At 70.9% G+C, this 23,915-nt stretch carries 17 protein-coding genes; 7 read left to right on the forward strand and 10 right to left on the reverse strand.

The features are described from left to right. Window positions 1-44: 44 nt before the first annotated feature. The 8 genes from ACWIGU_RS36365 to ACWIGU_RS36400 form a co-directional block, all read right to left on the reverse strand. Window positions 45-1,595: a GMC family oxidoreductase gene (locus ACWIGU_RS36365; RefSeq protein ID WP_454405955.1), complete on the reverse strand. Its 1,551-nt coding sequence runs from the start codon at window positions 1,593-1,595 to the stop codon at window positions 45-47. After that, entirely contained in the window at window positions 1,585-3,168 is a 1,584-nt protein-coding gene (locus tag ACWIGU_RS36370; RefSeq protein WP_454405928.1) for an APC family permease, read from the reverse strand. The genes ACWIGU_RS36365 and ACWIGU_RS36370 overlap by 11 nt, the downstream gene beginning before the upstream one ends. Then, window positions 3,165-4,667, reverse strand: a complete 1,503-nt coding sequence (locus ACWIGU_RS36375; RefSeq protein WP_454405930.1) for an aldehyde dehydrogenase family protein — start codon at window positions 4,665-4,667, stop codon at window positions 3,165-3,167. The genes ACWIGU_RS36370 and ACWIGU_RS36375 overlap by 4 nt, the downstream gene beginning before the upstream one ends. Then, window positions 4,660-5,775 (reverse strand): aromatic ring-hydroxylating oxygenase subunit alpha, encoded by a 1,116-nt coding sequence (locus ACWIGU_RS36380; protein ID WP_454405956.1) that lies wholly within the window; start codon window positions 5,773-5,775, stop codon window positions 4,660-4,662. Before ACWIGU_RS36380 ends, ACWIGU_RS36375 begins: the two co-directional genes overlap by 8 nt. A 436-nt stretch (window positions 5,776-6,211) precedes the next feature. Beyond that, complete coding sequence (locus ACWIGU_RS36385; protein WP_454405931.1) at window positions 6,212-8,680, reverse strand: GcvT family protein; 2,469 nt, start codon at window positions 8,678-8,680, stop codon at window positions 6,212-6,214. 33 nt (window positions 8,681-8,713) lie between these two features. Beyond that, a complete protein-coding gene (locus tag ACWIGU_RS36390) occupies window positions 8,714-9,334 on the reverse strand; it encodes an MBL fold metallo-hydrolase (protein ID WP_454405932.1) in 621 nt (206 codons plus the stop codon). Continuing rightward, window positions 9,331-10,416, reverse strand: coding sequence for an S-(hydroxymethyl)mycothiol dehydrogenase (locus ACWIGU_RS36395; protein ID WP_454405933.1), 1,086 nt, complete (start codon window positions 10,414-10,416; stop codon window positions 9,331-9,333). The genes ACWIGU_RS36390 and ACWIGU_RS36395 overlap by 4 nt, the downstream gene beginning before the upstream one ends. 203 nt (window positions 10,417-10,619) lie before the next feature. Beyond that, the gene (locus ACWIGU_RS36400) at window positions 10,620-11,438 is read right to left on the reverse strand and encodes an IclR family transcriptional regulator (protein WP_454405935.1); all 819 of its coding nucleotides are present in this window, start codon (window positions 11,436-11,438) and stop codon (window positions 10,620-10,622) included. A 175-nt stretch (window positions 11,439-11,613) separates the two neighbouring features. Here ACWIGU_RS36400 and ACWIGU_RS36405 point away from each other — a divergent pair, with 175 nt between their 5' ends. Further along, the gene (locus tag ACWIGU_RS36405) at window positions 11,614-11,934 is read left to right on the forward strand and encodes a bifunctional 3-phenylpropionate/cinnamic acid dioxygenase ferredoxin subunit (protein WP_454405936.1); all 321 of its coding nucleotides are present in this window, start codon (window positions 11,614-11,616) and stop codon (window positions 11,932-11,934) included. A gap of 32 nt (window positions 11,935-11,966) precedes the next feature. Beyond that, the gene (locus ACWIGU_RS36410; protein ID WP_454405957.1) at window positions 11,967-13,154 is read left to right on the forward strand and encodes an NAD(P)/FAD-dependent oxidoreductase; all 1,188 of its coding nucleotides are present in this window, start codon (window positions 11,967-11,969) and stop codon (window positions 13,152-13,154) included. A gap of 155 nt (window positions 13,155-13,309) precedes the next feature. On the opposite strand, the gene ACWIGU_RS36415 is transcribed toward ACWIGU_RS36410, so the two are convergent. Then, window positions 13,310-13,774 (reverse strand): hypothetical protein, encoded by a 465-nt coding sequence (locus ACWIGU_RS36415; protein ID WP_454405937.1) that lies wholly within the window; start codon window positions 13,772-13,774, stop codon window positions 13,310-13,312. Between the two features lie 387 nt (window positions 13,775-14,161). Here ACWIGU_RS36415 and ACWIGU_RS36420 point away from each other — a divergent pair, with 387 nt between their 5' ends. The 5 genes from ACWIGU_RS36420 (at window position 14,162) to ACWIGU_RS36440 (ending at window position 22,195) form a co-directional block, all read left to right on the forward strand. Continuing rightward, window positions 14,162-17,038, forward strand: coding sequence for a nitrate- and nitrite sensing domain-containing protein (locus ACWIGU_RS36420; protein ID WP_454405938.1), 2,877 nt, complete (start codon window positions 14,162-14,164; stop codon window positions 17,036-17,038). Continuing rightward, window positions 17,035-17,475: a roadblock/LC7 domain-containing protein gene (locus tag ACWIGU_RS36425; RefSeq protein WP_100597501.1), complete on the forward strand. Its 441-nt coding sequence runs from the start codon at window positions 17,035-17,037 to the stop codon at window positions 17,473-17,475. Before ACWIGU_RS36420 ends, ACWIGU_RS36425 begins: the two co-directional genes overlap by 4 nt. A gap of 9 nt (window positions 17,476-17,484) precedes the next feature. Next, window positions 17,485-17,889, forward strand: coding sequence for a DUF742 domain-containing protein (locus ACWIGU_RS36430; RefSeq protein ID WP_266566735.1), 405 nt, complete (start codon window positions 17,485-17,487; stop codon window positions 17,887-17,889). A gap of 72 nt (window positions 17,890-17,961) precedes the next feature. Further along, a complete protein-coding gene (locus ACWIGU_RS36435) occupies window positions 17,962-21,609 on the forward strand; it encodes a hydantoinase B/oxoprolinase family protein (protein ID WP_454405939.1) in 3,648 nt (1,215 codons plus the stop codon). Next, window positions 21,590-22,195, forward strand: coding sequence for a GTP-binding protein (locus tag ACWIGU_RS36440; RefSeq protein WP_329575590.1), 606 nt, complete (start codon window positions 21,590-21,592; stop codon window positions 22,193-22,195). Before ACWIGU_RS36435 ends, ACWIGU_RS36440 begins: the two co-directional genes overlap by 20 nt. Window positions 22,196-22,339: 144 nt before the next feature. Here ACWIGU_RS36440 and glpK read toward each other — a convergent pair whose 3' ends face one another. Then, window positions 22,340-23,857 carry a glycerol kinase GlpK gene (gene glpK / locus ACWIGU_RS36445; RefSeq protein WP_454405940.1) on the reverse strand — a complete coding sequence of 506 codons (1,518 nt, stop codon included), beginning with the start codon at window positions 23,855-23,857 and terminating at the stop codon, window positions 22,340-22,342. Between the last annotated feature and the right edge of the window lie 58 nt (window positions 23,858-23,915).

Below are 23,915 nucleotides of genomic sequence, written 5' to 3' on the forward strand. Positions count from 1 at the left end.
GCCCGGCCCTGATCCGCCGGACACCCACTGGAGAGGCAGTCGCATCAGGCGTCCGCGCGCAGCAGATCGGCGCACTTCTCGCCGATCATCATCGTCGTGATGCACGGATTGACGGTGACGAGGTCCGGCATCACGGAGCCGTCGGCGACGCGCAGGCCCTCGGTCCCCTTCACGCGCAGCCGCGCGTCCAGCGGGGCCGAGGCATCGTCGTCCGCACCCATCTTCACCGTGCAGGCCGGGTGGTAGACGGTGTTGTGCGTCTTGTGGATGTAGTCGAGCAGCTCGTCGTCGGTGCGGACATCGGGCCCGGGGGCCAGCTCCGCGCCCGCCCAGCCGCCGAGCGCGGGCTGCTGCGCGATGCGCCGCGCCAGCTTCAGCCCGTACGTCATCACGCGCGCGTCGTGTTCGTGCGTGAAGTACCGCGGGTCGACGAGCGGCTTGTCCCGGTAGTCGCGGGTGCGCAGCCGCACGGTGCCGCGTGACTTCGCGCGTGTCACGTTGGGCGTGAGGCAGAAGGCGTTCTCCGACGTCGGATAGCCGTACCGCGCGGTGTTCATGTCGAAGGGCACGGAGCCGTAGTGGAACATCAGGTCGGGCCGGTCGAGGCCGGGCTCGGTGTCGTAGAAGATGCCTGCCTCCCACCACTGGCTGGACGTGGTGGTCATCGGCTGCTTCGCCTCCCACATGATCACGCCCTCGGGGTGGTCCTGGAGGTTCTCGCCGACCCCGGGGGAGTCCACGAGCACGTCCACGCCCCTGTCGCGCAGATGACCGGCCGGGCCGATCCCGGACAGCATGAGGAGCTTGGGCGAGTCGATGGAGCCGCAGGAGAGGACCACCTCGCGGCGGGCCCGCACCGTCCTGGTGTGGATGAGGTCGGGGTCGAGGTACTCGGCGCCCACGCAGCGCCGGCCCTCGAAGACGAGCCGCTTGGCCCGCACCCCCGTCCGCACGGAGAGGTTGGGCCGCTTGCCCATGACCGGGTGGAGATAGGCGACCGAGGACGACTGGCGGATGTTGTTCTCGTCGGAGTTGATCTGGAACCAGTTGGCGCCGCGCACCACCGTGCGGCCCGTGTTGAACGGCGTGGTCGGGATGCCCGCCTCGGCGCAGGCCGCCAGCAGCGCGCTGCCGCACGGGTCCGCGCCCTTGAGGGAGCGCAGCTTCACCGGGCCGGAGCGGCCGTGGTGGTCCCCGGGGGCGTCGTTGTTCTCCAGGCGCTTGTAGAGCGGGAACACGTCGGCCGCCCCCCAGCCCGTGCACCCCGCCGCGGCCCAGTCGTCCAGATCCTCGGCCGGCGCCCAGAAGGCGATGCACGAGTTGTGGGACGAGCAGCCGCCGAGGACCCTGGCGCGCGCGTGGCGCATGAAACTGTTGCCGCTGGGCTGGGGCTCGACCGGGTAGTCCCAGTCGTATCCGGAATCCAGCAGGGCCATCCAGCGGTCCAGTTGAAGCACGTTGTCGTCGCCGACGTCGCTCGGTCCCGCCTCCAGCACGCACACGCTGACGGACGGGTCCTCGGACAGGCGCGCCGCGACGACGTTTCCGGCGGTGCCTCCGCCGACGACGACGTAGTCGAAGACATCAGAGTTCACGGGCTGGTTCACGGGTGGTGACCTCCTCCAGGGCAACGGAGTCGTCGGACGGGGCGGGCTCGGCCGCGTGTTCGGCGAGGACACCGGTGCGGTGTCGCTGGACGAACCAGTAGTAGGCGAAGCCGCCGCCCGCGATCACGGCGATGAACAGGACGGCGCCCCAGCGCAGATACCAGTGGTAGGGGGCGGCGGCGTTGTAGACGGCCGAGCGCGGCCAGATCAGGTTGAGCGTCATGGCGCCGCCCCACAGCACGGCGATGATGTTGACGGGCAGCCCCCAGCGGCCGAGGGAGAACTTCCCGTCACCCGCCGGCTGCCACGTGCCGCGCAGGCGGGCCACCAGCATGGGGCCGGTGACCAGCAGATAGGCGAGGTAGATCATGATGATGCCGATGCTGGTGACCACGGTGAAGATCTGCGGCTGGCGGATGTTGACGACCAGGATCGCGAGCGCCAGTACGCCGATGACCACGGCCGGCACGACCGGCGTTCTGAAGCGCGGGCTGACGCGGCCGAGGACCGACGACGCCGGCAGATTGTTGTCGCGCGACATCGCGAAGGCGAGGCGGATCGCCGCGGTGTGCACGGCGAGCGCGCACACCGTGACCGCGATCAGCACGCACCACAGCATCGCCTTGCCGGCCGTCGGGCCGAGTACGTCGAGGACGACGTACTGCAGGCCGTCCGTCGACAGCTTCTCGCCGGTCAGGCTCGACACGCTCATCAGGGCGAGCAGCAGGATCAGCCCGCCGAGGACGAACGAGGCGACGATCGCGCGGATGATGGCGCGCGGCGCGCCCCGCGTCGGGTCGAGGGACTCCTCGCCGAGCGAGGCCGCCGTGTCGAAGCCGTACATCACGTACGCGGAGGCCAGCGACGCGACGAGGAACGCGCTCAGGTAGCCGAAGGGCTGGCCGTGGCCCGCCCCGGCCGTGTGGGTCACGACCTGCGGGCCGCGCACGATGTGCACCGCGAACAGCACGATCAGGACGACGGTCGCGATCAGTTCGAGGAAGACGCCGGCCGTGTTGATGGTGGCCATCAGCTTCACACCGAAGGCGTTGACGAGCGTGGTGAAGAGGATCAGTACGGAGGCCAGGACGACGGCGTTGGTCGCGACGTCGTACGGGCCGGTGCCGTCCCCGACGAACTGGAAGGCCGACGAGATCTGCGGCAGCGTCAGCTGGTAGGCGAGCGCGACGGCCGCGATCGACACGACGGAGGCGAGCAGCATCATCCAGCCGGCGAGCCAGCCGATGTGCGGATTGCCCACCTTCTTCGCCCAGTTGTAGACGGAACCCGCGACGGGATAGCGGGCGGCGAGTTCGGCGAAGCACAGGGCGACCATGAACTGGCCGCAGAACACCATCGGCCAGGACCACCAGTACGCCGGGCCGCCGTTCGCGAATCCGAAGTAGAAGAGCTGGAAGGTGCCGGTGAGGATGGAGATGTAGCTGATGCCCGCGGCGAAGGTGTGGAAATTGCCCAGCGTGCGCTTGAGTTCGGGCCGGTAGCCGAACTCGGCGAGTTCCGCGTCGTCCCCGCTCCCTTGCTTGCCCTCGTCCTGGCTCATGACGGCTCACCGTCCCCCGAACACTCCGGCGGCGCGTCGAACCAGCCCTGTGCCACCGGCCGCGTATTGCGCCAGATGTGCTTGGTCTCGCGGTACTCGGCGAGCCCAGAGGGGCCAAGCTCGCGCCCGGTGCCGGACTGCTTGCAGCCGCCCCACTCCGCCTGCGGCACGTACGGGTGGTAGTCGTTGATCCAGACCGTGCCGAGGCGCAGGGCTCCCGCGACGCGCGCGGCCTTCGCCTCGTCGCTCGTCCAGACGGCTCCCGCGAGCCCGTAGATCGTGTCGTTCGCGAGCCGCACCGCACCCGCCTCGTCGGTGAACCGCTCGACGGTCAGGACCGGGCCGAAGGACTCCTCCTGCACGACGGACATGCCGCTCGTGCACTCGTCGAGGACGGTCGGCAGATAGTAGAAGCCCTGTTCGTACGCGGCCGGACGCGGCCGTCCACCGCCGCAGCGCAGCACCGCCCCCTCCTCGATGCCCCGTGCGACATACGCCTCGACCTTGGCGCGGTGCGCGGCCGAGATCAGCGGCCCCGTCTGGGCGTCCTCGTCGAACGGGCCGCCCAGCCTGATGAGTTCGGCGCGCCGCACGACCTCGTCGACGAAGCGGTCGTGCAGCGAGCCCTCCACGAGGAGTCGCGCGCCGGCCGAACACACCTGCCCCGAGTGCAGGAACACGGCGGTGAGCGCCATGTCGACGGCCGCGTCGAAGTCGGCGTCCGCGAACACGATGTTCGGGTTCTTGCCGCCGAGTTCGAGGGCGACCTTTTTGACGGAGCCCGCCGCGGCGGCCATGAGCAGCCGTCCGGTCCGCAGACCGCCCGTGAACGACACGAGGTCCACGTCCGGATGGTCGCCGAGCGGCGCGCCCGCCTCCGGGCCCGCGCCGAGGACCAGATTGGCGACACCCGCGGGCAGCCCCGCCTCGTCGAGCAGCCGCATCAGGTGGATCGCCGTGTGCGGGGTGAGCTCGCTCGGCTTCAGGACGAAGGTGTTCCCGGCCGCGAGCGCCGGAGCGACCTTCCACGCGGTCTGCAGGAGCGGGTAGTTCCACGGGGTGATCAGACCGCACACGCCGACCGGCTCGTACACGACCCGGCTCTCGGCGCCCTCGGTCCCCGTCTCGACGACGCGTCCGGTGTCGGCGGCCGCGAGCCGCCCGAAGTAGCGGAAGCAGTTCGCGATGTCGTCGATGTCGTACGCGCTCTCGACCAGCCGCTTCCCGGTGTCCAGGGACTCGGCGCGGGCCAGCGCGTCCTTGTCGCGCACGAGCAGGTCCGCGACGCGCAGGAGCAGGTCGCCGTGCTCGGCCGCCGACATCCGGGGCCACGGGCCTTCGTCGAAGGCGTGGCGGGCAGCGGCGATCGCGTCGGCGGTGTCCTTGGCCCCCGCCTCGTCGACCACGGCGACGAGCGAGCCGTCGGCGGGGCAGCGGATCTCACGGGTCCGCTCCTCGCGGGCGGCGGTCCACACGCCGCCGATGAACAGGTCAGGCATGTGCACCGCCCAGCTTCGAGGTCAGCCATTCATGGAAGATCCCGATGTGGTGCTCGGTCGGGACGAGCACGCCGCCGCGCCGGTAGGCGCGCGAGCCCATCGCCGGCTGGGTCCGCTCACAGGCCTCGAAGTCCTGGGCGTTGACCCGGTGGAACAGCTCCACGGACTTGGAGACGTCGGCCCCGGACTCGATGACCCCGGGCGCGTACAGCCAGTCGCACTCGACGACCGTGCGGTCCTCGGCCAGCGGGAACATCCGGTGCAGGATCACATGGTCGGGGACGAGGTTGATGAAGACCGTCGGCCGCACGGTGATCGCGTAATAGCGGCGGTCCTGGTCCTCGGCGACCTCGGGCAGCCGGCCGAAGCCCTCGCTGCCGTCGACGGTGAAGCCCTTCACGCCGTCCCCGAACTCGGCGCCGTGGCCCACGTAGTACTGGGCGGCGTAGCCGTTCGCGAACTCCGGCAGGACCTCGGTCAGTTCGGGGTGGATCGTCGCGCAGTGGTAGCACTCCATGAAGTTCTCGACGATCAGCTTCCAGTTGGCCTTCACGTCGTACGTGATGCGCTTGCCGAGAGCCAGATCCTGGGTGCGGTACCGCTCGATCGAGGCCGTGTCGCCGAGCCGCTCGACGGCGTCACCGATCACCGTCTCCTCGAAGGAGGGCGGCTCGTCCGCCAGGCTGACCCAGGCGTAGCCGAGCCACTCGCGCAGGGCGACCTTGACCAGGCCGTACTCGGTACGGTCGACGTCCGGCATCTGCACGAGGTTCGGCGCGGCGATGAGCTTGCCGTCGAGGTCGTACGTCCACGCGTGGTACGGGCACTGGAGGTTGCGGCGGACCTGGCCGGACTCCTCCGTGCACAGGCGGGCGCCGCGATGGCGGCAGACATTGAGGAAGGCCCGCAGTTCGCCGGTGCGGGAGCGGGTGATGAGGACGTTCTCGCGGCCGACCTGGACCGTGCGGAACGCGCCCGGCCTGTCGAGGTCCGCCGCGCGTACGGCGCAGAACCACATCGACTCGAAGATGCGTTCCTGTTCCTGCCGGAAGATCTCCGGGTCGGTGTAGTAGTGCCCGGGCAGCGTGGCCATCAGGCTGGGGGACATCGGGGTCGTCGTCACGTGCGGACTCCTCAGGCGGGCGCGGCGGTAGGGCCTGTCCGGTGGACCAGGTCGGAACTGGGTGGCCGTACATGGTCCGTGCTGGTGAGCGGGGTCTGGTGCGTGCAGCTGCAAGGCGGAGGAGGGCGTCGACGCGATGGGGGTCCCCCCTGCTCGAGCGAAGCCGAGAGCTTGGGGGAGTTGGCAACCGACGACAACGCCGCAGATGTGCGTGCCGGACCCCGCGACTCCGACGTGGTCCGTCGGAGAGGCCCTAGGCGGCTGGGGTCGAAGAGATCAGAAGAGGTCGATGGGGTGCGCGGTGGCACCGGTGAGCGCGAGGTCGGCGACGATCTCACCGACGACGGGCACGAACTCGGTGGCCCGTTCTCGGAGGTCCGGACACGTCATAGGTGCGTGACGTGTCCGGACCTCCACGCGATCAGCGGCGGATGCGGGTCATCTTCGGGTCGAACAAGGGCTCGTCGGCGACCGTCGCCGGGACCTTCTCGCCGAAGTACTCGATGTGGACGCCCGTACCGCAGGGGAGCGCCGGCAGCCACGCGTACGCGACACAGCGGCCCAGCGTGTAGCCGTACGAGGCGCTGGTGACGTAGCCGGCCGGGACCCCTTCGACGTGGACGGGCTCCTTGCCGAGCACGACGGCCGCCGGGTCGTCCAGGAGGAGCGGCGTGAGCCTGCGGGCCGGCTGCTCGCCCTTGCGCTCCAGGGCCGCCCTGCCCAGGAAGTCACCGCGGTCCATGCGGACGGCGAATCCGACGCCCGCCTCGTACGGGTCGTGCTCCTCGGTCATGTCGTGGCCCCAGGAGCGGTACCCCTTCTCCAGGCGCAGGCTGTTGAAGGCCGAGCGTCCGGCCGCGATCACGCCGTGTTCCCGCCCCGCCTCCCACAGCGTGTCCCACAGGCGCAGCCCCAGGTCGGCCGTGGTGTACAGCTCCCAGCCGAGCTCACCGACGTACGACAGGCGCATCGCGGTGACCGGCACATGGCCGAGGTAGGTCTGCTTGGCGCGGAAGTAGCCGAAGCCCTCGTGCGAGAAGTCGTCGCGGGTCAGCGGCTGGACGAGGTCGCGGGCGAGCGGGCCCCAGACGCCGATGCAGCAGGTGCCGGAGGTGATGTCCCTGATCTGCACGTCAGCGGGCGCGCCCCGCGTGAGCCAGTCCAGGTCGGCGGGGGAGTTCGCCCCGATCTGGAAGCGGTCCGGCGCGAGACGGGCGACGGTCAGGTCCGAACGGATGCCTCCCGCCTCGTTCAGGAGCAGCGTGTACGTGACCGCGCCCGGCTTCTTCGCGAGATTGTTCGACGTCATGCGCTGGAGGAAGGCGAGGGCACCCGGGCCCGTGACCTCCAGTCGGCGCAGGGGCGTCATGTCGTAGAGGGCCACCTTCTCGCGGGTGGCCCTGGCCTCGGCGGCCGCGATGGGCGACCAGTAGCGGGCCGACCAGGCGTCACGTTCGGGCAGGTCGCCGGTGGGCAGGTCCGTGTTCGCCTCGTACCAGTGCGGACGCTCCCAGCCGCCGCCCTCCAGGAAGTACGCGCCGAGCTGCTCCTGGCGGGCGTGGAAGGGGCTGACCCGCAGCGGGCGCGGCTGCTCGGCCGGCTGGAGCGGGTGCAGGACGTCGTAGACCTCGGTGAACTGCTGCGCCCCGCGGTCGTGCACATAGGAGGGGGAGCGCTGGGCGTCCTCGAACCGGGTGAGGTCGCACTCGTGCACGTCGACGGAGGGCCGCCCGTCGACCATCCACTCGGCGACCGCCCTGGCGACGCCCGCCGAGTGCGTGACCCAGACCGCTTCGGCCAGCCAGAAGCCGCGCAGCGCACGGGTCTCGCCGAGGACCGGCATCCCGTCGGGCGTGAAGGAGAAGACGCCGTTGAAGCCCTCCTCGATCTCGGTCTCACGCAGCGCGGGGATCAGCCACCGGCAGTCCTCCCAGCTGGGCGCCCAGTCCTCCTGGGTGAAGGGCAGCGACGACGGCATGTCCAGCTCAGTGGCCCGCGCCGTGTCGTAGTCGAGCACCTTGAACGGATCGACGGGCAGGGGCTTGTGGGCGTAACTGCCGATGCCGATGCGGTCGGTGTGCTCACGGAAGTACAGATCACGGTCCTGGAAGCGGAGGATCGGCTTCGAGGCCTCCGTGCGGGGGTCGTCGGCTCCGTCGAGCTCCGCCATCGGCCTGGTCTTCGCGTACTGGTGCGCGAGGGGCAGGAGCGGGACATCCACGCCGGCCATACGGCCGATCACCGGGCCCCAGAATCCGGCGGCGGAGACCACGTGGTCGGCGGGGAACGTGCCGCGGTCGGTGACCACCGCCGTGACCCGGCCGTCCTCCTGCTCGATGCCGGTGACTGTGTGCCGGTCGAGGAAGGTGGCGCCGCGTTCGCGGGCGCGCTGCATCTGGGCGCGGGAGGCAAGGAGGGCGCGGGCCAGGCCGTCGTCGGGGGTGTGGAAGCCGCCGAGTACGGCCGACTCGTCGATGAGGGGCCACAGTTCCTTGCAGCGCGCGGCACTGACGAGTTCGCCGCGCACGCCCCAGGAGGCGGCGTAACCGGCCTTGCGGTGCAGGTCGGCCCAGCGCTCGGGGGTGGTCGCCAGCTCCAGGCCGCCCACCGGGTTGAAGCAGGGAAGTCCGTCCACCTCAAGGGTGTTGAACTTCTCCACTGTGTACCGGGCGAACTCCGTGAGGGTCTTGGACGGGCTCGTCTGGAAGACAAGGCCCGGCGCGTGCGAGGTGGAGCCACCGGGGGCCGGCAGCGGGCCCTGTTCGAGGACGGTGACGTCGGTCCAGCCGCGGGCGGTGAGCTCGTCGGCTAGGGAGCAGCCGACGATTCCGGCGCCGATGACGACGACGCGAGGGCTGGATGTTCCGGGCTTTTCAGGCGTGCTGGACATGCCCCTCCTCATGCTGGTGGGGATGGAATGGCCTTATGCGGCCGGTATGTTGGCGCGCTCCGCGGCAATGGTCGTGTCCTGGCCGTGTCCGGTGTGGACAACCGTGCCGCCCGGCAGGGTGAGGAGCCGGCTGCGGATGGACGCCGCGATCGTCGGGGCGTCGGAGTACGAGCGGCCGGTAGCGCCCGGGCCGCCGTGGAAGAGGGTGTCGCCGGTGAACACGGCGTCGAGGAACGGCACATAGAGGCTGCAACTGCCCCAGGAGTGACCGGGGGTGTGCAGGACCTGGACGTCGACCCCGGCGACGGTCAGGAGCATCCCGTCGGCAAGCGACGCGTCCGGCTTGCGGTCCGGGTGCACCGCCTCCCACAGCTCGTGCTCGGCGGGATGCAGGAGAACGGGGGCGCCGGTCGCCTCGGCCAGATCGGCCGCGGCGCCGATGTGGTCGTCGTGCCCGTGGGTGCAGACGATCGCGGTGACGCGGCGCCCGGCGACGGCGGCAGTGATCGACCCCGCGTCGTGCGCCGCGTCGACGATCAGGACCTCCTCGTCGTCACCGATCAGCCAGACGTTGTTGTCGACGTCGAACGTCTCGCCGTCCAGGCTGAACGTGCCCGAGGTGACGACGCGTTCGGTGCGGGCCGCAGAGCTCACAGGACCACCACCGAGCGCAGCACCTCGCCGCGGTGCATCTTCGCGAACGCCGCCTCCACCTGGTCGAGGGTGATCGTCTCGGTCACGAAGGCGTTCAGGTCGAGCAGCCCGTAGAGGTACTGGTCGATGAGGACCGGGAAGTCACGGCTCGGCAGGCAGTCGCCGTACCAGGAGGACTTGAGCGATCCGCCGCGCGAGAACAGGTCGATGAGCGGAATGTCCACCGCCATGTCCGGCTCGGGCACCCCGACCTGGACCAGCACGCCCGCGTGGTCGCGCATGTAGAACGCCTGCTTGTACGTCTCCGGGCGGCCGACCGCGTCGATGGCGATGTCGACGCCGAACCCGCCGGTGAGCGCGCGCACCGCCTCGATAGGGTCCGTGCCACGCGAGTTGACCGTGTGCGTGGCGCCGAACCGCTCGGCCTGGTCGAGCTTCTTGTCGTCGATGTCGACGGCGATCACGCGGCGCGCGCCGTTGAGGCAGGCGCCCGCGATGGCCGCGTTGCCGACGCCGCCGCAGCCGATGACGGCGACGGTGTCGCCGCGCTGGACGTTGCCCGTGTTCACGGCCGCGCCGTAGCCGGCCATCACGCCGCAGCCGATCAGGCCCGCGGCCTCGGGGCGCGCCGCCGGGTCGACCTTGATCGCCTGTCCTGCCGCGACCAGGGTCTTCTCGGCGAACGCGCCGATGCCGAGCGCGGGGCTCAGTGGCGTTCCGTCGAGAAGGGTCATCGGCCGGCTCGCGTTGCGCGAGTCGAAGCAGTACCAGAGGCGACCGCGGCGGCAGGAACGGCAGTTGCCGCAGGGGGCGCGCCAGGCGAGCACCACGTAGTCGCCCGGGACGAGCTCGGTGACCCCGTCGCCGACGGACTCGACCGTGCCGGCGGCCTCATGGCCGAGCAGGAACGGGAAGTCGTCGTTGATGGCGCCCTCCCGGTAGTGCAGATCCGTGTGGCAGACCCCGCACGCCTGCACCTTGACCAGAACCTCGCCCGGGCCGGGATCGGGCACGACGATCGTCTGCACCTCGACGGGTGCGCCCTTCTTCACAGCGACGACGGCGCGGACCTCATGTGGCACGACCAAACTCCTCTGCTGTTGCGCATTGCACGATCGGTTGCGCGATGAGGAACATCTTGGAAACGTCATCAAGGCCCCGTCAAGGGGTGGGAGTTAATGCTTGGCAAAACGATCGGACGTACCGAAACCTCGTCGACACACGCAGAACGCGGGGCCAGGCTTCCCTGACCCCGCGTTCAGTAGGCGTGCTGCGAAACGTCCTGCTAGAAGCCGTACCCCATCCGGCGCGACAGCTCGGTCGATGCCGCGACCGTGCGTTTGGCCAGCTCGGGGAGGTGTTCCTCGGTCAGCCGGTACACGGGACCCGACGCGCTGATCGCGCCGATGACCTTTCCGTCGTGGGCGAACACGGGGGCCGCGACCGCGGCGAGGCCGACCTCCAGCTCCTCCACGGCGACGGCGTACCCCTGGTCGAGCACGGCCTCCAGCTCGGCCCGCAGCGACGCCGCCCCGGTCGCGGTGTGCGGGGTGAAGCGCGCCAGCGGGCGGGCGAGCAGGCCCTCGCGCAGTGCGGGCGGCAGATGGGCGAGCAGCACCTTGCCGCTCGACGTGGCGTGCAGAGGTGTGCGTCTGCCCAGCCAGTTCTGCGCCGTCACGGAGGCGGAGCCGCGCGCCTGCATGATGTTGACGGCGACATCGTCGTCGAGGATCGCGATGTTGACCGTCTCGCCCAGCTCGTCGGCCAGTTCACGGCAGACGGGCACGCCCTCCTGGGAGATGTCGAGACGCACTGCCGCCGCCCCCGCGAGGTGCAGTACACCCGCCCCCAGGTAGTACTTGCCACGGTCCTTGGCCTGCCCGACCAGGCCCCGGTTCTCCAGCACTCCGAGCAACCGGAACGCGGTGGACTTGTGCACGTCCAGCTCGTCGGCGATCTCCGTGACTCCCGCTTCGCCGAGCCGGGCGAGGATCTCGAGGACACTCACCGCGCGGTCCACGGACTGGACGGCGCCGGCCGCGCCCTTCGGGGTTTTCTCCGGTGCCGTCGTGCCTGGTCCGGCCTGCGATTCCTTGCGGGTCATCACTCAACTCTCACCACCTTGCGACCCCTTGACGGGTCGCATCTTCGAGAAGCCCTTGACGCGGCGGGCATCCCGACCGGATTCTGTTGCGCATAGCGCTCCCTCATGCGCCATACGAAACTTCATGTTACCGAACAGTCCTGAGCCAGACAGTCCTGGACCAAGAGGGGGGCCCGTGATTCCCGTCTGCCGCCTTGAAGACCTCCCCGAGGGCGGATCCGTCCGCATCGACACAGCACCGCCCATCGCCGTCTTCCATGCTGACGGTGAGCTGTACGCCATCGACGACACCTGCACCCACCAGGACGCCTCCTTGTCGGAGGGCTGGCTGGAGGGCTGTCTGGTCGAATGCCCGCTCCACGAGGCTTCATTCGATCTCCGTACCGGGCGGCCGACCTGCCTGCCCGCCCGCCGCCCCGTACGCACCCACCGGGTGACCGTCGACGACGGCGTAGTCCACGTCCATCCTGCCGCCGAGGAAGGTAACGCCGCATGAGCACTGTCAACGCAATGAGCACGGGATCCGGCATGAGGACCGTGACCGTGGTGGGCGCCTCGCTCGCCGGGCTGTACGCCGCCCGCGAGCTGCGGGCCCAGGGCTTCGACGGGCGGCTCGTCATCGTCGGCGAGGAGCCGCACCGTCCGTACGACCGCCCGCCGCTGTCCAAGGACTTCCTCCTCGGGAAGGCCGGCGAGGACCAGCTCGCCCTGTCCGACGTCGACGAGACGCTGGAACTGGGCGCCGAGTGGATGTTCGGCGTGCGGGCCCGCGGGCTCGACGCGCGCGGTCGCACCGTCCTCCTGGAGGACGGCCGCACGGTGTCCACGGACGGGGTCGTCATCGCCACCGGGGCGAGCGCCCGCCGGCTGCCCGGCCCCGCCCTCGCGGGCGTGCACACGCTCAGGACTCTCGACGACGCGCGCTCCCTGCGTGCCGAACTGCTGCGTGGGCCGCGGCGCGTGGTCGTGATCGGCGGCGGGTTCATCGGCGCCGAGACGGCCTCTTCCTGCGCGGCGCTCGGCCACTCCGTCACCGTCGTCGAGGCGGCGCCGCTGCCGCTCCTGCCCCAACTCGGGCCGGAGATGGCCGCGGTGTGCGCGGGGCTCCACGCGCGCGGCGGGGTGGAACTGGTCACGGGCGTCGGGGTCGCGGCACTCCACGGAGACCTCGCGGTCCACGGCGTGGAACTGGCCGACGGGCGCGTGCTGCCCGCCGACGTGGTCGTCGTCGGCATCGGGGCCGTCCCCAACACGGGCTGGCTGGCCGGTTCGACACTCGCGCTGCACGACGGGGTGCTCTGCGACGACGGCTGCGTCACGGCGCTGCCTCAGGTCGTGGCCGTGGGCGATGTGGCACGCGTGGGCGGGGCACGGGCCGAGCACTGGACGAGCGCCACGGCCCAGCCGCGCGTCGCCGTGCGCAATCTGCTGGCGGGCCGCACCGTCGAGACCGTTCGGCCGCTGCCGTACTTCTGGTCGGACCAGTACGGCTCGCGCATCCAGTTCGCCGGGCGCCGGAAGGACGGGGACCTGGTCCGCGTCGTCGAAGGCACCGTGGAGGACGGGAGCTTCCTCGCGCTCTACGAGCGCGGGGGCGAGACCACGGCCGCGCTCGCGGTGAACCGGCCGCGACCGTTCACACAGGTGCGCCGGGAGCTGGCGCGCGGCGAGGCGCGACCGGTCGTGCAGAACGTCGCGGAGCCGGTGGCGCTGTGACTACGGCTCTCGCCTTGGGCGTGCGTAGGTAGCTGTCACCTGTCCAGCGCTGCGTAACCGTCACCGATCCCACCCCACCTGCCTACGCGGACCCACGCACGCACGCGCAACTACCGACGCACCACTTACGGGCGTGACGTACTTCCTGCACGCGCCTACGTATGCGTCAACTGTCCGGACCCGCCACGCCTCCGTATGCGTTCCGGGACCGGACGGCCCTGCGCACGTGCCTGCCGGCGCGCCTGGCGACGCTCCCTGCGCAGCTGCCGTGCCGTGCTGTTGGGCGCGGACACCACGCCGTTGCGCTGGTTCCACACCTGTCGGGTCACCCAGACGTCCAGCACGCCCCAGGTCGCCACGACCGTGCTCCCCACGCTGCTCAGCACCATCGGGAACGCCAGCCATGAGTCGGCGAGGGTGCACAGGAACGCGATCACCGCCTGCATCAGCGTCAGCGCCATGATGAGCACCGCCCGTACCGCCGCCGTCCGCACCGGATCAGGCAACCGGCGCCGCCTCGCCGGCTCCTCGACCCACAATTCCCCGCGCCGCTCTGCCGTGCCCATCAGTTCGTCACTCCCCACCGCCGTCACAGCCCGCCGCCCTGGGCGCTCCCGCACCGGGACTCTTCGATGGCTGCCCGGATTGCGCCGCTTTACGCTGCCCGCTCACCTCGTGCGGGCCTCATCACGTATGACCCGTAAGGAAGGACGTACGGCAGCGTCGAAAGATTCCCCCGGATCGCGGCGGTCATTTCCGTCCCGCCGAAGATCGGTTGATTTCGGCCAACTGCCTTCCCTGTACGGCCGGATGGTGCCGGATTCTGAACGCCTCTTTGCGGGGTGCAATCTCCTGCAATGCCCGGACACATGCTGACGTCCCACGTCACTCGCCACCGGACAGCATCCGGACAGCCCTTCGAGTTGCTCCTGCGTCAGTAGTAGGCTCGCGCCGTTTGTTGCCGCACATGTGTACCCCTGACCACAGGGGTCGATCTGGGGGAGGCCATGCGCTTTCGCGGGAAGTCCATCCGCCGGAAGATCGTGGCGTTGCTCCTGGTGCCGCTGGTGTCCCTGACCGCCATCTGGGCTTTCTCCACGGTGATCACGGGCCGCGCCGCGACTCAGCTGGTGTCAGCGGGGAAGGTCGCCGACGAGATCGGCTACCCGATATCCGACGCCGCGCGGACCCTTCAGGACGAGCGCCGCCAGACCCTTGTCTACCTGGCCGACCCCCGGGCCTCCGACGCCCTCTCCAAGCTGCGCAGCCGCCGCAGCGCCTCCGACGAGGCGATGGCCCAGATCAGGACGAAGGCCGAGAACTCCGGGATCCGCGACGACATGAGCGACGACTCCCGGCGCCGCATCGGCGCCGTCGTCGAGGGATTCGACGGCATCGAGTCCCTGCGCCGCAACGTCGACGAAGGAACCGTCACCCGCGCGCAGGCCCTCGACTTCTACAACCGCCTCATCGACCCCACGTACGACTTCCTGCTCACGCTCAGCAGCTTCGACAACTCGGCGATGGACCGCCAGGGCCGCGCCGTCATCGGCGTGCTGCGCGCGCGTGAACTGCTGTCCCGCGAGGACGCGTTGGTCGGCTCGGCGCTCGTCGCCCGCCGGATCACGCAGAAGGAACTGCGCCAGGTCTCCGACCTCGTCGCCCAGCGCGGCATCCTGTACGAGACCAGCCTCGCGCTGCTCCCCGACGGCGACCGCGCCGAGTTCGAGCGCTACTGGAAGAGCGCGGACACGGCCGCCCTGCGCTCGGCGGAGAACACCCTCGCCGACTCCACGGCGGGCACCCCCAGGGGCGTCACCGCACGTGCCTGGAACAACGCTTCGGGCCAGGTGCTCGACGAGCTCGTCAAGCGGGACACCGCCGCCACGGAGCGCTACCAGGACCGGGCGCGCCCCGTCGCGATCAATGTCTTCCTGCAGGCCGGAGTGGCCGGTGTGCTCGGCCTGCTCGCGCTGCTGCTCTCGCTGTTCCTGTCCGTACGCATCGGCCGCAGCCTCGTCCGCGATCTGCGGCGGCTGCGCCTGGAGGCCCACGAGGCGTCCGGTGTGCGGCTGCCCAGCGTGATGCGCCGTCTCGCGGCAGGCGAACACGTCGACGTGGAGACCGAGGCCCCCCGCCTGGAGTACGACAAGAACGAGATCGGGCAGGTCGGCCAGGCGCTCAACACCCTTCAGCGCTCCGCCGTCGAGGCCGCCGTCAAGCAGGCCGAACTGCGCCACGGCGTCTCCGAGGTCTTCGTCAACCTCGCCCGGCGCAGCCAGGTGCTCCTCCACAAGCAGCTCACCCTGCTGGACACGATGGAGCGCAGGACCGAGGACACCGACGAACTCGCCGACCTGTTCCGCCTCGACCACCTGACCACGCGCATGCGGCGCCACGCGGAAGGCCTGGTGATCCTCTCCGGAGCCGCCCCCTCCCGGCAGTGGCGCAGGCCCGTCCAGCTCATGGACATCGTCCGGGCCTCCGTCGCCGAGGTGGAGGACTACGAGCGCGTCGAGGTCCGGCGCCTGCCGCGCATCGCCGTCACCGGCCCCGCCGTCGCCGACCTCACCCACCTCGTGGCCGAACTCCTGGAGAACGCCACGGTGTTCTCGCCGCCGCACACCGCCGTGCACGTCGTCGGCGAGCGCGTCGCGAACGGCTTCACGCTGGAGATCCACGACCGGGGCCTCGGCATGGCGGCCGACGCGCTCCTCGACGCCAATCTGCGGCTCGCCGAGACGCCCGAGTTCGAACTCTCCGACACCGACCGGCTCGGCCTGTTCGTGGTCAGCCGGCTCGCCCAGCGCCAGAACGTCCGTGTCTCGCTCCAGCCGTCCCCGTACGGCGGCACGACCGCGATCGTCTTCATCCCGGACACCCTGCTCACCGACGCCCCCGACACCGAGGGCGCAGGCTTCCGTCTCGATCGTCCCCACAGCGCCCGGCGCGGCGAGGCCCCGGGCGTGCGCTCCCCGAAGCTCTCCACGGCGGGCAGCCCGCTCCCGGGTCTCCCGGCCTCTCTGCTGGACGGGCCCGTGGAGCTGGAGGCGCCGCTCGCGGCGTCGGACCTCGCGCCCTTCCCCGGCGCTCTCGATGACGAGGACAGCGAGCGGGGCGGGCTCTTCCGGCCGCGCCGCCGCCCGGCAGGGCTCCCCGGAGAGCAGCACCAGCACGCGCGCGACGAGTTCGAGGACCGGGCCGAGCCCACCCACCGGGCCGACGGCCCCGACGGCCCCGACGGCCCCGACGGCGACGACGCGCCCGCGCCGCTGCCGCGCCGCAGGGCACCGAAGCTCGTCAGCTCGCACGGCAGGCCCGTCACCCACACGAGGCCCGGCGAGTCGGAATCGGACAACCGACGCACGGACGGCCGACCCGAGGACCCGGGCGGCGTCCCACGGGATCCCGAGGCCCCGGCCCCGGACGCCCCGGGGGACGCGCACCGCGCGGAAGCCCCGGAGGGCCCCCGCGAGCGCCGTCTCACTTCGGCGTCCGCGCCGGATCTGCCGCGCAGGCGCTCCCGTGCCGAGGCCTCGGAGGACGCGGCTCCCGCACGTCGTCCGGAACCGGTGCGCGACCCCGCGCCGGAACCGGCCGCCGACGCCCCCGTGCCGAGCTTGCCGAGTGGCCTGCCCCGCCGTGTGCGCCAGGCCAATCTCGCCCCGCAGCTCAAGGAAGGACCCGACCTGCGCGCCGACCGCGCCGCGGACCGGGAGGGGCCCAACCACTCGGACAGCCCCGCCGAGCGCGACGCCGACGAGGTCCGCAACCGGATGGCCTCGCTCCAGCGGGGCTGGCGCCGCGGCCGTGAGGAGAACGCCGCAGGCGACGCCTCCGCCGGCACAGCACAGGGAACGACATCTGAGGGGGACGGTCGATGACCGCACCGAAGGCCGCCGCACACACCACCGCGAACGGCGGTTCCGGGGAGCTGAACTGGCTCCTGGACGACCTGGTGGAGCGCGTCGCCAGTATCCGCAAGGCGCTCGTGCTCTCCGGGGACGGCCTGCCGACCGGGGTCTCCAAGGACCTCACCCGGGAGGACAGCGAGCATCTCGCCGCAGTCGCCTCCGGCTTCCACAGCCTGGCCAAGGGGGTCGGCCGGCACTTCGAGGCGGGCAGCGTCCGCCAGACCGTCGTGGAGCTGGACGACGCCTTCCTCTTCGTCACGGCAGCCGGCGACGGCAGCTGCCTCGCCGTCCTGTCGGACGCAGACTCCGACGTCGGTCTCGTCGCGTACGAGATGACGTTGCTGGTCAAGCGGGTCGGCGTGCATCTGGGGACCGCTCCGCGCACCGATCTGTCCGCCGGCGGGTAGTGGGCCGGTATGAGCCCTGACGGGGAGGGGACACAGGAGACCCACCACTGGTTCGACGACGACGCCGGACCGGTGGTTCGCCCGTACGCCATGACACGCGGCCGCACCACCAGCGCGGCCCAGCATCGCCTCGACCTGATCGCGGTCGTCGTCGCGGAACACCGCACCGGTGACCCCGCCGCCGACCAGACGCTGTCCCCGGAACACGTGGACATCGTCGGACTGTGCCGCGACAGCCCCCAGTCGGTGGCCGAACTCGCCGCGGAACTCGACCTTCCCATCGGCGTCGTACGCGTCCTCATCGGCGATCTCGTCGACGAGGAACTGGTCCATGTGACCCGGCCCGTACCCCCTGCCGAGCTCCCGGACGAGAGTATTCTGCGCGACGTGATCAACGGTCTCAGGGCGCTCTGACCCACGCGTACACCGAGGCCACACACGGGGGCGGGGACCAGGCGAGCAGCGGGGCGAACAACGGAGACGCGCGTGACAGGCTGGCAGTTCTGGATCGACCGAGGCGGCACGTTCACCGATGTCGTCGCGCGGCACCCCGACGGACGCCTGCTCACCCACAAGCTCCTGTCCGACAACCCCGCCCGCTACCGCGACCCCGCCGTCGCCGCGATCCGCGAACTCCTCGACAGCGAGGGCGAGCCGGGGCACGCCCAGGTCGACTCCGTCCGCATGGGCACCACCGTCGCCACCAACGCCCTCCTGGAACGCAAGGGCGAACGCACCGCCCTGGTGGTCACCCGGGGCTTCCGTGACGCCCTGCGCATCGCGTACCAGAACAGGCCCCGCATCTTCGCCCGCCGCATCGAGCTGCCCGAGCTGCTCCACGAACGGGTCATCGAGGCCGACGAGCGCATCGACGCCCACGGCGCCGTCCTCACCCCCCTCGACACGGACACCCTCGAAGTGTCGCTGCGCCAGGCGTACGAGGACGGGATCAGGGCCCTCGCCGTCGTCTGCATGCACAGCCACCTGTACCCCGACCACGAGCGGCAGATCGGCGCCCTCGCGGCCCGGATCGGCTTCCCGCAGATCTCGCTCTCCAGCGAGGTCAGCCCTCTGATGAAACTCGTCCCGCGCGGGGACACGACGGTCGTCGACGCCTATCTGTCGCCGGTCCTTCGCCGCTACGTCGAGCAGGTGGCGGACCAACTCGCGGGCGTGCGCCTCATGTTCATGCAGTCCAACGGCGGGCTCACCGAGGCCGGACAGTTCCGCGGCAAGGACGCCATCCTGTCCGGCCCCGCCGGCGGCATCGTCGGCATGGCCCGGGTCTCCCGCCTCGCAGGCTTCGACCGCGTCATCGGCTTCGACATGGGCGGCACGTCCACGGACGTGTCGCACTACGCCGGGGAGTACGAGCGCGTCTTCACCACGCAGATCGCCGGAGTGCGCCTGCGCGCCCCGATGCTCGACATCCACACCGTCGCGGCCGGCGGCGGCTCCGTCCTGCACTTCGACGGCAGCCGCTACCGCGTGGGCCCCGACTCCGCGGGCGCCGACCCCGGACCCGCCTGCTACCGCGGCGGCGGCCCCCTCACCGTCACCGATGCGAACGTGGCCCTCGGGCGCATCCAACCCGCCCATTTCCCCAGAGTGTTCGGCCCCGACGGGGATCAGCCGCTGGACGACACCCTCGTACGGGACCGCTTCGCCGCGCTCTCCCGCGAGATCCGCGACCGCACCGGCGACGACCGCACACCGGAACAGGTCGCCGAGGGCTATCTGCAGATCGCCGTCGCCAACATCGCGAACGCCGTGAAGCGGATCTCCGTCCAGAAGGGCCACGACGTCACGCGCTACGCCCTCACCACGTTCGGCGGAGCCGGTGGCCAGCACGCATGCCGCGTCGCCGACTCGCTCGGCATCCGCACCGTGCTCGTACCGCCCATGGCCGGAGTCCTGTCCGCGCTCGGCATCGGCCTCGCCGACACGACCGCCATGCGCGAGCAGTCCGCCGAGGCACCGCTCGAGCGGTCCGCCATGCCGCACGTCCACAAGACCGCCGACGACCTGGAGAGCGCGGCCCGCGCCGAACTCCTCGCCGAGGACGTGCCCGAGGACCGCATCCGCGTCACCCGCCGGGCCCAACTGCGCTACGACGGCACCGACACCACGCTCACCGTGGAACTCACGGACCCCGACACGATGCGCGCCGCCTTCGAAGAACGCCATCGCGCCACCTACTCCTTCACCCTCGACCGCCCTCTCGTCGTCGAAGCACTCTCCGTCGAAGCAACCGGCCTCACCGCACCCCCCGATCTGTCCGCCCTCGTACCCCGCTCGGCCCCGCCCGCCGCCCCGGAGACCGTCAGCCTCCACACCGGCGGCACCTGGCGCGAGGTGCCCCTGCACCGACGCGACCGACTGCCGCCCGGCGAAAGCGTCACCGGACCCGCGATCATCGCCGAGTCCGGCTCCACGACGGTCGTGGACGACGGCTGGCGGGCGGCCGTGACGGACGACGGCCACCTGATCATGGAACGAGCGGCGGTCACGGAGAGTTCCGACATCGGCACGGAAGCCGACCCCGTACTCCTCGAAGTCTTCAACAACCTCTTCATGTCGATCGCCGAACAGATGGGCGCCCGCCTGGAGTCCACCTCCCAGTCGGTCAACATCAAGGAGCGTCTCGACTTCTCGTGCGCGCTCTTCGACCCCGACGGCAGTCTCGTCGCCAACGCCCCCCACATCCCCGTCCACCTGGGATCCATGGGCACCAGCGTCAAAGAGGTCATCCGCCGCCGCGGCACGGGCATGCGGCCGGGGGACACGTACGCCGTCAATGACCCCTACCACGGGGGCACCCACCTCCCCGACGTCACCGTCATCACCCCGGTCTTCGACACGGAGGGTGAGCGGATCCTGTTCTACGTCGCCTCGCGCGGTCACCACGCGGAGATCGGCGGCATCGCCCCCGGCTCCATGCCCGCGGGCAGCCGCACCATCGACGAGGAAGGCATCCTCTTCGACAACTGGCTGCTCGTCGAAGGGGGCAGCTTCCGCGAGTCGGAGACCCTGGGCCTGCTCACCGGCGGGCCCTATCCGTCCCGCAACCCGCGGACCAACCTCGCCGACCTGCGCGCCCAGATCGCCGCCAACCAGAAGGGCGTCGACGAAGTCGCCCGCATGATCGACCACTTCGGGCTCGACGTCGTCCAGGCGTACATGAAGCACGTCCAGGACAACGCCGAAGACGCCGTGCGCCGCGTTGTCGACGCTCTACAGGACGGTGAGTTCGCCTACGAGACCGACTCCGGCGCCACGATCCGCGTCCGGGTCACCGTGGACCGCGAACAGCGCAGTGCGACCGTCGACTTCACCGGCACATCATCACAGCTCGCCACCAACTTCAACGCGCCCTTCGCCGTCGTCAACGCGGCCGTTCTGTACGTCTTCCGCACCCTCGTGGACGACGACATCCCCCTCAACGACGGCTGCCTGCGCCCCTTGCGCATCGTCGTCCCCCCGGGCTCGTTCCTCGCCCCGGAGCCGCCCGCCGCCGTCGTCGCCGGCAACGTGGAGACCTCCCAGGCCATCACCGGAGCCCTCTACGCGGCCCTGGGCGTCCAGGCCGAGGGCTCCGGGACGATGAACAACGTGACCTTCGGCAACGAGAGCCATCAGTACTACGAGACCGTGGCCTCGGGCTCCGGGGCAGGTGACGGCTTCCAGGGAGCGCCCGTCGTACAGACCCACATGACCAACTCGCGTCTCACCGACCCCGAGGTCCTGGAGTGGCGACTGCCCGTCCTGCTCGAGGAGTTCGCCGTGCGGCGCGGCAGCGGGGGCCCCGGACGGTGGCGCGGCGGCGACGGCGCCGTACGCCGCCTCCGCTTCCTCGAACCCATGACCGTGTCCACGCTCTCGCAGCACCGCAGAGTCCCGCCGTACGGCATGGCGGGCGGCGGGCCGGGAGCCCTGGGCGCCAACTCCGTGGAGCACCCCGACGGCACGGTCGACCGGCTCGCCGGCAGCGACTCGGCGGACGTGCTCCCCGCAGACGTACTCGTCATCGAAACCCCCGGAGGCGGCGGATACGGTCCGCCGCCGCCCGCCGGGAACGACCACAGCGACAGCAGTGAGGCAGGAGAAGAGACCCATGATCTTCGGGCGTTCTGAGCGCGGCAAGCCCCCCGTGGAGCCCGTCACGCTCAAGATCCTCGTGGCCGGCGGATTCGGCGTGGGCAAGACGACGCTCGTCGGCGCGGTCAGCGAGATCAAGCCCCTGCGCACCGAGGAACTGCTGAGCGAGGCGGGCCGCCCGCTCGACGACACCCGCGGCGTCGAGGGCAAGCACACCACCACGGTCGCCATGGACTTCGGGCGGATCACGCTCCGCGAGGACCTCGTGCTCTACCTCTTCGGCACGCCCGGGCAGGACCGCTTCTGGTTCCTGTGGGACGAGCTGGCGACCGGCGCCCTGGGAGCCGTCGTTCTCGCCGACACCCGCCGCCTGGAGGACTGCTTCGCCGCCGTCGACTACTTCGAGCGGCGCTCCATACCGTTCGTAGTGGGCGTCAACTGCTTCGAGGGATCGGCCCGTTACCCGGCCGATGCCGTACGCCAGGCCCTCGACCTCGACTCCGACGTGCCCGTTCTGATGTGCGACGCGCGTGAGAAGGAGACCGTCAAGGAGGTCCTCATCGGCGTCGTCGAGCACGCGATGGCCGTGGGTGCGCGCCGCCGCCAGCCGGCCACCACCTGATCCGCCGGCGCGGTATGGGACCGCAGGGGAACGGACCGCAGGGGAACGGCCCGCACCCTCGCCGACCGGGGTGCGGACCGTCGTCCACGCGCGCGTGGCCCTCGCCGGGACCACGCGCCAGTCACAGGAGGCGCGCGCCGACCCTCAACGCTCGTCGTCGTGCCAGCCGAAGCTCTTCTCCACGGCCTTGCGCCAGTTGCGGTACTCGCGCTCACGCGTCCCGCCGTCCATCGCCGGCGTCCACTCCGCGTCGCGCTGCCAGTGCGCCTTGAGCTCGTCCAGGTCGTTCCACACTCCCGTCGCGAGCCCGGCCGCGTACGCGGCACCCAGGCACGTCGTCTCCGACACCCGAGGCCGGATCACCGGCACGCCGAGGACATCCGCCTGATGCTGCATCAGGAGGTTGTTCTTGGTCATGCCGCCGTCGACCTTCAGCGTGGTGATCTGTACCCCGGAGTCCTGGTACATCGCGTCGACGACCTCGCGCGTCTGCCAGCTCGTCGCCTCCAGGACCGCCCGCGCCAGATGGGCCTTGGTGACGTACCGCGTCAGACCCGTGACGACACCCCGCGCGTCCGAGCGCCAATAGGGCGCGAACAGGCCCGAGAACGCGGGCACGATGTAGGCGCCGCCGTTGTCGGTCACACTCGCCGCGAGCGTCTCGATCTCGTCGGCCGTGCGGATGATCCCGAGCTGGTCGCGGAACCACTGGACCAGGGCGCCGGTGATCGCGATCGACCCTTCGAGGCAGTACACGGGAGCCTCGGAGCCGATCTTGTACCCCATGGTGGTGAGCAGCCCGTTCTTCGAGGGGACGGGCCGGTTCCCGGTGTTGAGCAGCAGGAAACTGCCCGTGCCGTACGTGTTCTTGGCCGTCCCCGTGTCGTAGCAGGCCTGCCCGAAGATCGCCGCCTGCTGGTCGCCGAGCGCGGACGCGACCGGCACGCCGGAGAGCTGGCCGACGGCCGTCCCATAGACCTCGGCCGACGACCTGATCTCCGGCAGCACCGCCTCCGGCACGTTCATCGCCGACAGGATCCCCTGGTCCCACTGGAGCGTCTCCAGGTTCATCAGCATGGTGCGCCCGGCGTTGGTGACGTCGGTGACGTGCACGCCGCCGTCCGTGCCGCCCGTCAGATTCCAGATGAGCCAGGAGTCGATGGTGCCGAACGCGATCTCGCCCCGCTCGGCGCGGGCGCGCAGCCCCGGCACGTTGTCGAGCAGCCAGGCCGCCTTGGGCCCGGAGAAGTAGCTCGCGAGCGGCAGGCCGGTCTGCTCCCGGAAGCGGTCCTGACCGTCCGTGCCGCCGAGTTCGTTGCACAGCGCCGACGTACGGGTGTCCTGCCACACGATCGCGTTGTGCACGGGCCGGCCCGTGGCCCGGTCCCAGAGGACCGTCGTCTCACGCTGGTTGGTGATGCCGAGAGCGCTGAGGTCGTCGGCCCGCAGCCCGGCCTTGGCGAGCGCGCCGGCGACCACGGCCTGCACCTTGGACCAGATCTCGGTGGCGTCGTGCTCCACCCAGCCGGGCTTCGGGAAGATCTGCCGGTGCTCGCGCTGGTCGACGGCGACGATCTCGCCGCCGTGGTTGAAGATGATGCAGCGGCTCGACGTGGTGCCCTGGTCGATGGCGGCGACGTACTTCTCATCGTGGTCGGGCATGTGACTCCCCTTCGTCTTCGTCCGAGGTCCCCGCGCGCGGGGACGCGATAGCGACGTG

This window comes from Streptomyces sp. NPDC055400 (assembly GCF_053644375.1).